The organism is Synechococcus sp. CCY9202 (genome assembly GCF_034931685.1).
Taxonomy (GTDB): domain Bacteria; phylum Cyanobacteriota; class Cyanobacteriia; order PCC-6307; family Cyanobiaceae; genus CBW1002.
On record NZ_JAYGID010000052.1, the window covers coordinates 91,706 to 106,012 of the forward strand.

15 protein-coding genes are annotated in these 14,307 nt (G+C 63.9%); 4 read left to right on the forward strand and 11 right to left on the reverse strand.

From position 1 onward, the window contains the following. Window positions 1–209: 209 nt before the first annotated feature. Complete coding sequence (locus tag VB777_RS07520; RefSeq protein ID WP_197155254.1) at window positions 210–590, forward strand: hypothetical protein; 381 nt, start codon at window positions 210–212, stop codon at window positions 588–590. A gap of 30 nt (window positions 591–620) precedes the next feature. Here VB777_RS07520 and VB777_RS07525 read toward each other — a convergent pair whose 3' ends face one another. From VB777_RS07525 to VB777_RS07540, 4 genes are all read right to left on the reverse strand, one after another. Further along, complete coding sequence (locus tag VB777_RS07525; RefSeq protein ID WP_323248061.1) at window positions 621–785, reverse strand: hypothetical protein; 165 nt, start codon at window positions 783–785, stop codon at window positions 621–623. A gap of 150 nt (window positions 786–935) precedes the next feature. Beyond that, complete coding sequence (locus tag VB777_RS07530) at window positions 936–2,522, reverse strand: Na/Pi cotransporter family protein (protein ID WP_197155251.1); 1,587 nt, start codon at window positions 2,520–2,522, stop codon at window positions 936–938. Between the two features lie 161 nt (window positions 2,523–2,683). Then, a complete protein-coding gene (locus VB777_RS07535) occupies window positions 2,684–3,154 on the reverse strand; it encodes a thiol-disulfide oxidoreductase DCC family protein (protein ID WP_197155249.1) in 471 nt (156 codons plus the stop codon). Between the two features lie 23 nt (window positions 3,155–3,177). After that, a complete protein-coding gene (locus VB777_RS07540; RefSeq protein WP_197155247.1) occupies window positions 3,178–3,417 on the reverse strand; it encodes a hypothetical protein in 240 nt (79 codons plus the stop codon). 34 nt (window positions 3,418–3,451) lie between these two features. Here VB777_RS07540 and VB777_RS07545 point away from each other — a divergent pair, with 34 nt between their 5' ends. Further along, window positions 3,452–3,931 (forward strand): secondary thiamine-phosphate synthase enzyme YjbQ, encoded by a 480-nt coding sequence (locus VB777_RS07545; protein ID WP_197155245.1) that lies wholly within the window; start codon window positions 3,452–3,454, stop codon window positions 3,929–3,931. Between the two features lie 41 nt (window positions 3,932–3,972). On the opposite strand, the gene clpB is transcribed toward VB777_RS07545, so the two are convergent. Beyond that, window positions 3,973–6,591, reverse strand: coding sequence for an ATP-dependent chaperone ClpB (gene clpB / locus VB777_RS07550; RefSeq protein ID WP_322756992.1), 2,619 nt, complete (start codon window positions 6,589–6,591; stop codon window positions 3,973–3,975). Window positions 6,592–6,848: 257 nt separating this feature from the next. Between clpB and VB777_RS07555 the strand changes: the two genes are divergently transcribed. Then, window positions 6,849–7,580 carry a hypothetical protein gene (locus VB777_RS07555; RefSeq protein WP_323248064.1) on the forward strand — a complete coding sequence of 244 codons (732 nt, stop codon included), beginning with the start codon at window positions 6,849–6,851 and terminating at the stop codon, window positions 7,578–7,580. A 24-nt stretch (window positions 7,581–7,604) separates the two neighbouring features. On the opposite strand, the gene VB777_RS07560 is transcribed toward VB777_RS07555, so the two are convergent. Beyond that, window positions 7,605–7,925, reverse strand: a complete 321-nt coding sequence (locus VB777_RS07560; RefSeq protein ID WP_197155236.1) for a hypothetical protein — start codon at window positions 7,923–7,925, stop codon at window positions 7,605–7,607. Window positions 7,926–8,148: 223 nt separating this feature from the next. On the opposite strand from VB777_RS07560, the gene VB777_RS07565 reads away from it, so the two are divergent. Further along, entirely contained in the window at window positions 8,149–8,397 is a 249-nt protein-coding gene (locus tag VB777_RS07565; protein ID WP_231598312.1) for a hypothetical protein, read from the forward strand. Here VB777_RS07565 and VB777_RS17370 read toward each other — a convergent pair. The 5 genes from VB777_RS17370 to glgB all read right to left on the reverse strand — a co-directional run bounded on the left by VB777_RS17370 (window position 8,358) and on the right by glgB (window position 14,266). After that, entirely contained in the window at window positions 8,358–8,660 is a 303-nt protein-coding gene (locus VB777_RS17370) for a Nif11-like leader peptide family natural product precursor (protein WP_197155234.1), read from the reverse strand. The genes VB777_RS07565 and VB777_RS17370 overlap by 40 nt on opposite strands. A 199-nt stretch (window positions 8,661–8,859) precedes the next feature. Beyond that, window positions 8,860–9,201 carry a c-type cytochrome gene (locus tag VB777_RS07570; RefSeq protein WP_322756995.1) on the reverse strand — a complete coding sequence of 114 codons (342 nt, stop codon included), beginning with the start codon at window positions 9,199–9,201 and terminating at the stop codon, window positions 8,860–8,862. A 97-nt stretch (window positions 9,202–9,298) separates the two neighbouring features. Further along, window positions 9,299–10,351 (reverse strand): NAD-dependent epimerase/dehydratase family protein, encoded by a 1,053-nt coding sequence (locus VB777_RS07575; RefSeq protein ID WP_416223828.1) that lies wholly within the window; start codon window positions 10,349–10,351, stop codon window positions 9,299–9,301. Beyond that, the gene (gene hemE / locus VB777_RS07580) at window positions 10,348–11,406 is read right to left on the reverse strand and encodes a uroporphyrinogen decarboxylase (RefSeq protein WP_197155225.1); all 1,059 of its coding nucleotides are present in this window, start codon (window positions 11,404–11,406) and stop codon (window positions 10,348–10,350) included. The genes VB777_RS07575 and hemE overlap by 4 nt, the downstream gene beginning before the upstream one ends. A 556-nt stretch (window positions 11,407–11,962) precedes the next feature. Continuing rightward, the gene (gene glgB / locus VB777_RS07585) at window positions 11,963–14,266 is read right to left on the reverse strand and encodes a 1,4-alpha-glucan branching protein GlgB (RefSeq protein WP_416223829.1); all 2,304 of its coding nucleotides are present in this window, start codon (window positions 14,264–14,266) and stop codon (window positions 11,963–11,965) included. Window positions 14,267–14,307: the final 41 nt, after the last annotated feature.

Sequence of the window (14,307 nt, forward strand, 5' to 3'; positions counted from 1 at the left end):
TGATCTTTAGTTGAGACTGTTGGAGCAGGACGCAGGATGTCAGTTGACTCTGAACTGATGACGCGGTGGAGTTTCATCCATCTCTGGGCCTCCGAATCTTGATGGCTTCAGTCTTGCTCTGAGCACCAGTTCCGTCCATAGGTATTGATGCCTCAGCTTGTCGTCTTTCCCTGGGCCTGCCGCGGGCAAGGCGCTCCGGCAAGATTGGGATGCCCTCGCCCCGAACCATGGCCCGCTTGATGGTGGTGCTGAAGCCCGTCGTCGCCTGTGCGGCCGGGGAGTTGATCCCCCAGCTTGAGCCGGTGCTTCAGGCCCTTGAGGCCACTGTGGACGAGCGCAGTGCCACGCACCTGGGCGGAAGCTTCGTGCAGGCGCCCGTGGGCCTGAAGGTTCAGCTCTTCGGCGACGTGCAACCCCGCTCCGATGGATACGAACTCGAAATCGTGTTGATGAGTGGCGAGCCGATGGCAGGAGGGTCCCGCAACACCCGGCTGGCCCTTGAAGGTCTGCTGAGCGAAGTGGAGACCCGTTCCCCTGGCCTGAAGGTGGTGTTCCGCTCCGATCGGGATGGCCCCTGCCGCCCCCGTTAGAGCTGCCACCCCCGGCTGGAGCAAAGGATGTCAGGCGGCGGCGGCATGGCGGCCGCTGCGTGCCATGAGGCCTTCCTGATCGGCAGGCACCACCAGAATCTCCAGGGGGCTGAGCCAATCGAGGGCTTCCTCCAGCTCCTGCCTGGGGCGGCGGTCGTGCTTGCCGATGCCACCGGTGAGCACCGGCACATCCACCCCTGCCAGGCTGGCCGCGCCCTTCGCGGCTGACGTAGGGGATGGCGATCGCGAAACTGAAGGATGTTTCCACAGGGTGGCCGCGTTCTCTGAGGACGCCGCAGCATCCCTGGGTTGATCAGCCTTGCCTGATCAGGGAGGAGAAACCATTCATGTCATGGCTCGACCGGTGTCCTGGGGAACAGGCCCAGCATGGTCGAGATGGTGACCAATCCGCTCGATGTGGAGGCAGACCCGTTCCAGCCAACGCATCGCCTCGAGCTCTCGCGTGCCCTCCTCCACATCGAGATGACCCAGGGCCACCTCCTGCATCACCTGGTGGCGGCAGTGGTGCTCCTGGCTTGCCAGAGTGCGCACCAGGGCTCCACTGGCGCTGGAGATCCCAGCCCAGTCGTGCTGCACGGCCCTGAGAACCACAGCGTCGAGCAGAGCGGCAAACTGCTGCCGTTCTTCAGCCAGCTGGCTGGAGCCGATCAGGGTGGCGAGGCGATCGGGTTCCTCCTCGCAGCGCTCATGCAACCGCTGCAGGTGGTCGAGCCCATGCAGCAGGTGGATCAGGCGCTGACCGCTGTGGCGTTCCAGATGATCGAGATGGATCTGATCGAGGTAGGTCTCGGTGCGGTCAAGATCAGCCTGGAGGTTGGCGAGCTGGTGTGGCAGCCGCGGTGGCGGCTGGGCAGCTGCCGGCGGACCGGCTCCCCCCAGAGACCGGCGCAGCAGCTCCAGCAGCTCGCGCAGCTCCTGTTCGACCGCGCGGCGTGCCTGATCAATGGCCAGGTGGGCATCGTCGGGGGGAGCCTGGTCCAGGGCATCGGCCCAGGAACGGGGACCCGATGGCACCAGGGCGCGGATCAGGTGCGCGAAGGCGCCCGTGAAGGGCAGGGCGAGAGCCACCCCCAGCAGATTGAAGCCGCTGTGAAAACTGGTCAGGGCAAATTCCGGCTCGGCGGCCAGGCGCTGCGGCCAGATCTCCTGCCAGAACCAGACCACGGGGTTGAGCAGAATCAGCCCCACCAGAGCACTGAGCAGGTTGAAGCAGAGGTGAGCCATGCCGGTGCGACGGGCGCTGATGCTGCTGCCCAGGGCCGCCACGACCGCACTGACCGAGGAGCCCACGTCCATGCCCACCACCAGGGCTCCGGCCTGGCCCAGATCGAGTCCCCCCGCGGCGAGGGCCATCAGGGTGCTGGCCACTCCGGCGGCGGAGCTCTGGGTGATCACAGTGGTGACCAGACCCAGGGCCACCAGCTGCAGGCGGCCGAGCCAGTGGCTGCCATCGAATCGCGTCGGATCGAGCAGCAATCCCTGGCCAGCCATGGCGGCCTTGATGCCGTCGAGCCCCAGGAAGAGAAGGCCAAAGCCCGCCAGGGCGAAGCCGATCACTGCCCAGCGCCCCCGGCCGAAGATGCGCAGCAGCGCGCCCACCAGAATCAGCGGAAGCAGGGCGCGACCCAGAGACCAGCGGATCCCCAGCAAAGCCACCAACCAGCCGAGAGCGGTGCTGCCCAGGTTCGCCCCGAAAATGATGCCGAGCGAATCGGGGAAGCGGATCAGCCCTGCCCCGACAAATCCCACGGTGGTGACCGTGGTGGCGCTGGACGACTGCAGCAGCGCCGTGGCAACGGCACCGGTCACCGCCCCGCTCAGGGGAGTGCGGGTGAAGCGCAGCAGGGCGGTTCGCAGCTGGGCTCCAGCCAGGTTCCGCAGGTTCTCGGTCAGCACCGACATGCCGAGCATGAACAGGCCGAGCCCTCCGAGTGCGCTCAGCAGTCGGGTCCCCGCGTCGATGGATCCAGCTCCTGAGGATGGCCTGTTGCTGCACTGTTGCAACGGCTGCGGCTGACCACCTGACTTGGCAAAGGAATGCAGCGTGCGCGCCTCCAGGCGGACACGCCACGTCAGAGGGAGCAGCGCCCCTCGCGTTCACAACAGAGCTGATCAAGGGACGGCCGGCCGGTGAGCCGCAGCCGCCAGAGGGCCCACAGGCGATAGAGGCCATCGGCGATGCCACGCAACAACGGCCAGCGGCTGGGGGCATAGAGCCAGCCCAGCCCCACCAGCGCATAGGCCCGTCGGAAGACCTCCACATCACGCACCACCTCGCCACTGCCGGTCAGGCCATGGATGCGCTCCATCGCATCGCGATAGCTGATCTCGCCATGGCTGGAGGGGTCGTAATCGACCGCAGCGACATCGACGAAGGCGAGCCGTCCATGCTCACCGTCACGCCTGCGCAGGAAGCGCACCTCCCGCAGGCAGAGCGGACAGCCTCCGTCGTAGAGGATCGTGAGGTCTGCAGCAGCGGCACCGGGGGCGGGGAATGGACCGCCGGAAGGGCTGGCGACGGTCTGGAGGGGGGTCTGGCTCATTTCTTGCAGAAGAAGGACCTGGTTCACTTCTTGCGGCAGTAGCTCCCGCCCACGTTCATCCATCCTTCCGGACAGGCTTCACCGTTGGTGGGCCGCACGGTGTAGTTCATCAGGCCCAGGGTGCTGCACTTGCCATTGAGGGTGTCGACGTAGCCCATCGGGCAGATCGAGCCGATCTTGGGCACCACCCGCTGCGCCTGGGCCGGCAGGGCCAGGAGCGCCAGGGCCGAAAGGCCAAGCATCCATGCAAACGGATTGCGCATCGAGGAATGGAGCGTCTGCTTCTGATCCGATGCTATGCAGCGCAACCGCCCGATTCGAACCGTGCTCCGCCAGAGCCTGCACCGCCTCAGCGTCACCACCTGCGGCGACGGCTTCACCGATCTCACCGCCGAGCTGCAGCTGCGGATCGCCAGCAGCGGCCTGCACAGCGGTCTCGCCACCCTGGTGGCACTGCACACCAGTTGCAGCCTCACCATCAATGAGAACGCCGACCCAAGGGTCCTCGATGACCTGGCCGCCTACCTGAGGGCGCTGGTGCCCCAGGAAGGGGTGCGGCCGATCAGTGGCGAAGGTGGCCGCTACCGCTACCGCCACGACGATGAGGGCCCCGACGACATGCCGGCCCACATCCGCACCAGCCTCACAGCGACCAGCCTCAGCCTTGCGTTTGAGGAGAAGCGCCTCGTGCTGGGAACCTGGCAGGCGGTCTATCTCTGGGAGCACCGGGCCGTGCCCCACCGCCGCCAGCTGAGCCTTCACCTGATCGGTGACTGAGGCTGATCGGTGACTGGGGCGGCCCAGCCTTCACACCACCCTCACACCAGCACCGGCAGGCGGGCCGCTTCAGCCAGGCTGATCTTCAGCCGCTCGGCCTCCACCTCCACGGCGATGGTGGAGCCGGCCGGAAAGCTTCCGGCCAGGATCGCCTTGGCGATCGGGGTTTCCAGTTCCCGCTGGATGGCCCGCTTCAGCGGCCTGGCGCCGTAGACGGGGTCGTAGCCCACGGCCGCCAGCCAGTCGAGGGCTTCGGTGGAGAGCTGCAGCGAGAGCTTGCGCTCCTCAAGGCGCCTGGCCAACCGCTGCACCTGCAGATCGACGATCTGGCGCAACTCCTCGGCCTTGAGGCTGTGGAAGATGATCGATTCATCGAGGCGGTTGAGGAACTCGGGGCGGAAGTGGCTGCGCAGGGCCTCATTCACCCGCTTCTCCATCTCTCCATGGCGGGCGGGATCGCCGGCCAGATCCAGAATCGAGGCGCTGCCGATGTTGCTGGTGAGAATCAACACGGTGTTGGTGAAGTCCACCGTGCGTCCCTGACCATCGGTGACGCGGCCGTCGTCGAGCACCTGCAGCAGCACATTGAACACATCCGGGTGGGCCTTCTCCACCTCGTCAAACAGGATCACGGCATAGGGGCGGCGCCGCACCGCTTCGGTGAGCTGACCACCCTCTTCGTAGCCCACGTAGCCCGGAGGAGCTCCGATCAGGCGGCTGACGGCATGCTTCTCCATGTACTCGCTCATGTCGATGCGCACCATCGCCTCTTCCGAATCGAAGAGCTGCGAAGCGAGCGCCTTGGACAGCTCCGTTTTGCCGACGCCGGTAGGACCGAGGAACAGGAAGCTGGCGATCGGCCGGTTCGGATCACTCAGGCCGGCCCTGGAACGCTGAATCGCATCGGCCACGGCCGTGACGGCCTGCTGCTGGCCAATCACACGGGTGTGCAGATCCTGCTCAAGGTTGAGCAGCTTCTCCATCTCGCTCTGCACCAGCTTGGCCACCGGAATGCCGGTCCACTTGGCGATCACCTCAGCGATGTCGTCTTCGGTGACCTCCTCCCGCAGCAGCGTTTTCTCCCCATCACCGGCGTTGAGCACGGCCTCCTTGGCGGCCAGCTTCTTGTTGAGTTCGGCCAGGGTGCCGTATTCGAGTTCGGCGGCCTTGTTGAGGTCGTAGTTGCGCTTGGCCTGCTCAACCTGCAGCTGCACCTGCTCGATCTCCTCCTTGATGGCACCGAGTTCATCGATCGAGCCCTTCTCCGCCTGCCACTGAGCATTGAGGGCGCTCTGCTGTTCACTCAGATCCGCCAGCTCCTTTTCAAGCCGCTCCAGCCGATCCTTGCTGGCCGGATCGGATTCACGGCCGAGCGAGAGCTTCTCCATCTCCAGCTGCAGGATGCGGCGATCGAGTTCATCGATCTCCTCAGGCTTGGAGGTGATCTCCATCTTGAGGCGAGCAGCGGATTCATCCACCAGGTCGATGGCCTTGTCCGGCAGGAAACGATCGGCGATGTAACGACTCGACAGCACGGCGGCGGCCACCAAGGCGTTGTCGGCGATGCGAACGCCATGGTGCACTTCGTAGCGTTCCTTCAGGCCCCGCAGGATCGAGATCGTGTCCTCCACCGTGGGCTGATCCACGAACACCTGCTGGAAGCGGCGCTCCAGGGCTGGGTCTTTCTCAATGTGCTGGCGGTGTTCATCCAGCGTGGTGGCACCGATGCAGCGCAGTTCGCCCCGGGCCAGCATCGGCTTGAGCAGATTGCTGGCATCCATGGCGCCGCCGGTGGCCCCGGCTCCCACCACGGTGTGGATCTCGTCGATGAACAGCACGATCTGGCCCTCGGAGGCGGTCACCTCCTTGAGCACGGCCTTGAGCCGCTCCTCGAACTCGCCGCGGTACTTGGCGCCGGCAATCAGGGCACCCATGTCGAGGGAGACGAGCTGGCGGTTCTGCAGGGCCTGGGGCACGTCACCGTTGACGATGCGCTGGGCCAGACCCTCGACGATGGCGGTCTTGCCGACGCCGGGTTCACCGATCAGCACGGGATTGTTCTTGGTACGCCGCGACAGGATCTGGATCGTGCGGCGGATTTCCTCGTCGCGGCCGATCACTGGATCGAGCTTGCCCTCGCGGGCTGCGGCCGTGAGATCGCGGCCGTACTTCTCCAGAGACTCGTACGTGCCTTCGGGATTCTGGTCTGTCACTGTCTGGCTGCCGCGCACGGCTTCAATACTGGTCTTCAGCGTCTTGGCGTTGACGCCGCACTGGCTGAGCAGCTGCCGGCCGCAGCGATCATCCGCCACCAGGCCGAGCAGAAGATGTTCGATCGAGATGTAATGATCGCCGAATTCGGCCTTGGCCTGATCGGCACGGTCAAAGCAGACATTCAGGGCCTTGCCCAGGTACACACTCTCGGGGGCAGCCCCAAGGCTGGGCTGAGAGGCCAGAAAAGCCTCCACCTTCTGGCTGAGGGTTCCCACATCCACGCCGGCCTTCTCAAGGATCCGGCCGGCCAGTCCCTGCTGGCTCAGCAGGGCCGCGAACAGATGCTCGGTTTCCATCTGCTGCTGGCGCTTCTGCTGGGCCAGCTGCTGGGCCGCCACGACGGCGCCCCAGGCCTTCTCGGTGAACAGCTCAGCGGTGGGATGCATGGCGAAACCTTCCTGATCGGGTGCTTGAGAAAACCGTATGGGCAGACCACAGAGCCCAGGGAGAGGAGCACCGAACCGGATCGGTCGGTGCTCCCCCTTCAGGTTGGGCAGGCCGTAGCCAAATGGCGAAAGAACCGATCCGCGAGGGAGCCGTTGCCGCGTGGCACCGGCGGGGCAGACCATCGAATCCGCACATCCTTGGCTAGCTATGGATCAAGAGTGTGCGCACTCCGTTCCCCCGTCGCTTTGCTCCCGCCATGGCTTGCCTGCCACGCCGCTGTTTTGCCGGAACCCGCAGGGCTGGTGTCCTGGCCCTGGTGGCTGTTCTCAACCTCTCAGCGATCAGTGCCCAGGCCCGAGGTGGCGGCGGCGGTGGCCATGGGGGCTGGGGCGGAGGTGGGGGTGGTTATCACTTCAGCGGTGGGGGAGAGGCCTGGCGTGGAGATGGCGACGCCTGGCGCGGTGGCTACCGGGGCTACCACCCGATGTACGGCCCTGGTGCACGCCCGGGCTGGGACAGCATCGACGTGAACCGAAATCTGAACGTCGAGAACAATTTCTATAACCGCCCTTATAACGGCTGGCATTCCAACTGGGCCAATGGCGGTTACTGGAACAACCGACCCTGGAACCACGGCTGGTATGGCTGGCAACCCTCCACCTGGGGCTGGTGGGGAGCCAATGCAGCCGCCTGGGGGGTCGCCGGGCTGGCAACAGGAGCTGCCATCACCAGCCTGGTGAATACGGCCTCCCAAGAACAATCGCCGGTGATCGTGGTGCCCCAGACCAGCATCCAGCTCAACTACGGCTCCGTGGATCCGGTGGGCACCTACGGAGTGAGCTTCACCTACTCCATGGACGATGGCGCCACCTTGTTGGGAGCGGCCAACTGTCAGGCCGGTCTGTTGAACGGCCAGATTCCTGACACCGTCGACCAGGCGCAGCTGCTCAATACCGTCTGCCATGTGGCCTACGGCAGCGGCAGCTGAGAAGCGGCCTGCCGGTCGGAAACCTCAACGGGCAGCTGGCGCTATGGGGTTTCCTGATCCTGGAGGGGTCAGCTGGAAGGCGCCGCTGTCACGCGGGCACAGACGGGTCGGGCAGCCATTGGAGCCGTAAATGGCATCGGCCTGCGAGAGGCAGCCGCGGGCGTTCTTAGAGGCAACCTGACTGGGCCTGAGTCGCAGGGGTTGAAACAGGGACTGGCTCTTGGGAACCACCAGGGGGCAGGGCGGGTAGGCAGGCAGGCCCTGGACGGCGTAGGGCTGATTCTGGGCCAGGGCGAGTGCCGGCCGCAGCAGGGGCAGCAGCGCCGCCGCAACCAGCGAGCCCACCAGTCCTGAGCGAAGTCCCATCATCCACATCAAGGGCCACTCTGGGCATGATGGGCCGGATTGGGGATCCTGTGGGGGTTGCTCTTCCAGGTCCGAGCCATTTGTGGCCGAGCCGACGCTGTCAGAAGCCACTCTGGCGACAACCAGCGTGTATGCAACGCAGCCATCGGCAACTAGCGTCTCTGAACTCATCGATTCTGAACCCAACGTCTCCGTAACCACCATGTCTTCAACCCCGCCACCCAAGCAGGACCTGGCAGAACCCACTCCCCCTGTCCCCGACGCGCAACTGGTGCAGGATCTGGTCGAGGCCTCGCGGGCTTTTGATGCCACGGCAGCCGATCCAGAGAGGAACTGCTGGATGGCCGTTCATCAACACGTGCATGGCGTGCTTCCCAGCGAATACGACATTCGCGAGGTACCCGAAGATCTTTATCTGGCGGTGCTCGCCTGCCGTCGCGCCGCCAGCTGAGCGGCCTGACTGGGCAACACCGGTGAGGAACCCCACAGGGATCCGATCGCGGAGACCCTGCTGGCTTCCAGGAAGCTGGCGGCATGATCAGCCGAACGCGCATCCTGCAGATCCGTGACCTGGATCTCGTATCCGCGCAAACGCGCCTTGCCCACCACTGAAGTCCAGCTCTGGCCCGCGGCAAAACAACCCCGCAGCTCCTCTCGAAGGGCGGGATCGCGTTCGGCATCGGCAACCAGCCGGATGAGTTGCTCTCGTGACATCGCCTGGATTCCCTGGCTTGAGGTCAGGATGGCGGGCCAGTCGAACGGGCGCCAGCCATTGACATAAATGGCAATAGGCCATCAGGGATCGAGGATCGAGGGGCAAATTGGTCGGCAAGCAAAAAAGGTGTGATCGAGGCAAATGATTGCCTGATCACACCCGAATGAAGCTTTTGAATGGCGAGAAGCCAGATGCAGATCAGGCCCAGCCTTTGGACGACATGTCTTCAACGTAGGCGGCCACATCAGCGATATCGGCTTCGGACAGTTTACCGAGGAAGGCAGGCATGGCGTTCTTGCCATTCGTCACCTGAGCGGCGATGGCAGCCTCATGATCGCTGCTGTAGTTGGCCAGATAGGCCTCCAGGGCATCCTGCTTCAGGGTGCGCTCAGCATTGACCACATTGCCACCACCCATGTGGCAGGCAGCACAGTTGGCGGAGAAAATCTGGCCACCGTGGGCCACGTCAGCGGCGAAGCTAGGTGCTGCCCCCAGCACCAGCGCCAGGCACAGAGCGAGCAGTGAAAAAAGACGGCGCATCAAAGCAGGTGCAACCAGACAAAACTAAGGGGCAGAGGTCGGCAATGTTGCGGCTGCAAGGCAGATCTGCAACATTTTCTTGTGCTTGCAGCCTGCTTCAGTCCATCCGGCCGCGGTGGGGAACGGCCGCGGTCTCCAGCACCGCCTCCAGGGTGGGGGCGAGGCTCACCCTGCCGAAGCGCTCCGGCGGACTCACCGGCTCATGCACGAAGTGGCGCTGTCGGATCGAGAAGCGATCCCAGGCATTCACCTCGATTCGCAGCAGGCGGATCAAGGCCTCGATCAGCCAGCCCTGCAGATCCACCCCGATCGAGGGCCACCAGCAGCGCCGCCAGCGGCAGAGGATCCTCACGGTGTCGTTGATCTGGATCGGTGCCTGACCCAGCACCAGGCGTCTCACCACACCTTGGCCAGGCTCGGGATTGGGCTCGTGGGGGTGGGTGGCCAGATGGGCGCAGACCGTGGCGATGTCGGCCGCATGGATGAAATGGAAGCTGGCATCGGTTCGCAGCCAGCGGGCCAGCCATAACCAGCCGATCGCCTCCTTGAGGCCCGCCGTGAGATAGCTGGTGGGATGGGGGTCGCCGGACGTGACCCTCCCCCCGAACACCAGCGTGGGGAAGACGGCCACGATCCGCTCAGCCAGGGGATGGCCCTCCAGCTGTTCGAGGCACTGGGCCTTGGTCTGGATGTATTCCGTGCCATAGGCCATGGCTTCCGGCAGGAGTTTCAGCTGTCGATCGAGGATGCTGGCGGTGGAGAAGTAGATCACCTGTTCCAGCCGCGCGGGATTCACCAGTTCCAGCAACCGCTTCACCGCCACCACATTCACCTGGCGGGCCCGCTCCGGATCCCCCCAGGCCGTTGCGGTGTGGATGACGCGGGTGGCGCTGGCGATGGCGTCGGCATGGGGATCCAGTTCACGAAGATCACCCACCAACAGCGTGATCCTGGGATCGTTGGGATCCACGACCTTCAGCTTGGAAGGATCGCGCAGCAGTAGCAACAGATCCGCATCGCTGTTGCGGTAGAGGGTTTCGGTCATGTACTGACCAACGCAGCCGCTGGCACCGGTGATCAGGATCCGAGCCTTGGACGGCACGCCGGGATCGGCGATGGCACGGCCGGCTTCAGTGGCCGTGGTGCTCAAACGGCCGCTCCGAGCAGCTCATGGACGGCCTTGCCGGTCTCGAAGAACACACGGGCGTTCTCCTCTGGAGTGCCGGGCAGGATGCCATGGCCAAGGTTGAGGATGTGTTTGCGGCCCTTGGCCTTGCGCACGGTGTCGAGGATGCGCTCGCGGATCGCCTCCGGGGTGCCGAACAGCAGGCCGGGGTCGACATTGCCCTGAACGCCGAGGTGCTGGGGCAGCCGGGCACAGCCATCGGCCATGTCCACGGTCCAGTCCAGCGACACGATGTCGACACCGGTGCGGCCCATCCGCTCCAACACACCGGCACTGCCGGAGATGTAAAGAATCAAGGGAGTGTCGGGGTGGGTGGCTTTCACCTGATCGATCACCCTCTTCTGGTAGGGAGCCGCGAAGACGTCGTAATCGATCGGGCTGAGCTGACCGGCCCAGGAGTCGAACAGCTGCACCACCTGGGCTCCCGAGTCGATCTGGTAGCGCACGTAAGCGGCGATCGAATCCGCCAGGTGGCCCAGCAACTGGTGCAGCAGCGCCGGCTCCCGGAAGGCCATCGCCTTGATCACGGAATAGGTCTTGGAGCTCTTGCCCTCCACTGCGTAGGCCGCCAGGGTCCAGGGCGCGCCGACAAAACCGAGAACGGTGGCCGCGTTGCCCACATCCTGGCGAAGGCGAGACAGCACCTCACCAACAAAGGGGAGGGCCTCGGCGGGATCCAGGGGACGCAGGGCATCCACCTGGGCCTGGGAGCGAATGGCGGGCTCGATGATCGGCCCCTTGCTCTCGATGATGTCGAAGTCGATCCCCATGCCAGGCAGGGGCGTGAGGATGTCGGAGAACAGGATCACGCCATCGGGCTGGAAGGCGTGAAACGGCTGCATCGAGATCTCGTAGGAGAGATCCGGGTTCTCGGAGCGCTCGCGGAAGCCGGGATGACGATCGCGCAGATCGCGGTAGACCTTCATGTAACGGCCTGCCTGGCGCATCATCCACACCGGCGGACGCTCCACCTGCTCACCTCGGGCGGCGCGCAGCAGCAGGGGGAGGGTGTCGGCCATGGGGGTCGTCAGGGCAGGGGAATCGCGATCGGAAACCTAGCCGAGAGCCTCGGCGGAGGACTCATGCCCAGGGGGCGCCACGACCGACTTGACGGTCACTCCAGAGCTGAGAGGTTGAAATAAAGTGTATCAATAGCCGAGCTAGCTATACTCTACTGGAAGATTCTTCGTGGTAATGCTATGTCAGAGGCCAGGGAAATTGAGGCGGAATCTCCTGGATGATTGAACCGTCAATAGTCAGGTTCCAGCACTCCAGAAATCTCTGAATGTAGCCATCAAGCACTGCTGCTCACACTTCTGCAATCAATTGACAAGGACTGCCGCCAGGATTCAGTCACTGGGGGTCAGCGTTCGATCTTGCGGAGAAAAATCTCCCCTGCAGAAGCCCGTCCTGACGGACAGGTCTTGCCTGCGAATCTGGGGATAGTCTAAGAGCCGTCTCAGTGGATTCTGCTCTCTCCGACCCGAAATTCACTCAGGCAAATTCATTCCAGGGCTGACCCTGGATTCTGGAAGCAGCCAGACAGCTGGGTATGCAGATCTCTTCTGTGGAGACTCAGGCTTCCTCTGTCGCTTCAGCGGCTGAAGAGATCTGACTGCGGGCCTCATCGCGGCGAAGAATCAGCACACTCAAGGGCGGCAGGCAGAGATCCAGCGCCTGGTCGTAGCCGTGGATACTCCAGGGATCAGTGAATTTTCCTCCGAGGTTGCCAAGATTGCTGCCGCCGTAGCGAGCACTGTCGCTGTTGAACACTTCGGCGTAGAAGCCCTCGATCGGGACTCCCACCCGGTAGTGGGAGTGGCTCTGGGGCGTGAAGTTCGCCACCACCAGCAGCCAGCCACCACCGGTGCTGTCGCGGCGCATGAAGCTGATCACCGAATGGCGGTTGTCGTTGCAATCGATCCATTGGAAGCCGTACTCATTGAAATCATCGCGCCAGAGTGCTGGTTCCGCCTTGTAAAAGGCATTGAGATCATCCACCAACCGCTGCAGGCCCAGGTGCGACTCGTACTGGAGCAGGTCCCATTGCAGATCTCCCCAGACATTCCATTCAGCCCGCTGGCCGAACTCCATGCCCATGAAGATTGTCTTCTTGCCCGGGTGGGTCCACATGTAGGTCAGAAGGGCCCGAACATTGGCAAACTTCTGCCAGTCATCGCCGGGCATCTTGTGGAGCAGGTTGCTCTTGCCATGCACCACTTCATCGTGGCTGAGGGCGAGCATGAAATTCTCGGTATAGGTATACCAGATTGAAAACGTGATGTTGTTCTGATGGAACTGCCGGAACCATGGATCGAGCTCGAAATAATCGAGCATGTCGTGCATCCAGCCCATGTTCCACTTCAGGTTGAAGCCAAGGCCACCGATGCTGGTGGGCTGGGTCACCATCGGCCAGGTGGTGGATTCCTCCGCGATCGACAGAGCACCTGGGAAGTGCTGGAACAAGACATAGTTCGCCTGCTGCAGGAAGCGCACAGCTTCGAGGTTCTCACGTCCGCCATTCTCATTCGCCAGCCACTCTCCATCCGGGCGCAGATAGTCGCGATAGAGCATCGAGGCGACCGCATCCACACGGATGCCATCGATGTGGAACTGATCAAACCAGTACACCAGATTCGCCACCAGGAAGTTGCGAACCTCATTGCGGCTGTAGTTGAAGATCAGCGTGCCCCACTCCTTGTGCTCGCCGATGCGCGGATCGGCGTGCTCGTAGAGGTGCGCGCCATCAAAAAAGGCCAGGCCATGGCCGTCCTTGGGAAAGTGGCCGGGAACCCAGTCGAGAATCACACCGATGCCCTCGGCGTGGCAGCGGTCCACGAAGGCGCGGAACTCATCAGGGCTGCCGAAGCGGCTGGTGGGCGCATACCAGCCGGTCACCTGATAACCCCAGGAGCCATCGAAGGGATGCTCGGAGATCGGCATCAGTTCAATATGGGTGAAGCCGCGGGCCTTCACGTAGGGGATCACCCGATCGGCCAGCTCCGGGTAGGTGAGCAGCCGGGCACCCGGTTTGAGATCGGCCGCAGCCACCGGCTCCCTCACCGAGCCGTCAGGTTCCACATAGGGCTGATCGGCGCTGGCGTGCATCCAGCTGCCCAGATGCATCTCGTAGACCGAGATCGGCTGATCGAGTGGGTTGGCCGCATCCCGCCGAGCCATCCAGTCGGCATCGCTCCAGGCGAAGCTGGCCAGCCCTGCGATCCGTGAACTGGTGTTGGGCCTCACCTCGTGCTGGAAGCCGTAGGGATCGGCCTTCTGGTAGCAGTGGCCCGCCTGGGTACGGATCTCGTACTTGTAGAGCTCGCCGCGGCGCAGACCCGGTACAAACAATTCCCAGCAGCCGCCCAGCCGCGATTGCATCGGATGATGGCGACCGTCCCAGCTGTTGAAGTCGCCCAGGATCGCCACACTGCGGGCGTTGGGCGCCCAGAGGCAGAACTGCACGCCGGCGACGCCATCCCGCTCGCCGGGGTGGGCCCCCATGCGATGCCAGATGTGGTGGTGGTTGCCTTCCGCGAAGAGATGGCGGTCCATCTCACCCATCCATTCCTGGCGGAACGCCCAGGGATCGTGCTGAACGTGCTCGATGCCGCCCCGTTGCACCCGCACCTGATAGGTGCAGCCGGGATCCCCCTCGACCTCGGCCTCAAACAGCCAGGGATGGTTCGGGGTCGCCATCGCCAGGCTGCGGCCGTTGCACAGGAGTTCGACCTGATCGGCCTCAGGCATCCAGATCCGCACCACCCAGCCGCCATCCGGCAGGGGCTGGGGCCCAAGAACCGCAAGGGGGTGATCGTGCCTGCACTCCGCTAGCCGTTGCCCGTCTTCAACCATCCAATCGAGGCAGACCAGGGCCATATCCATTGACGTGCTGGGCCGGAGCTTAAGCCGCTTTGCCG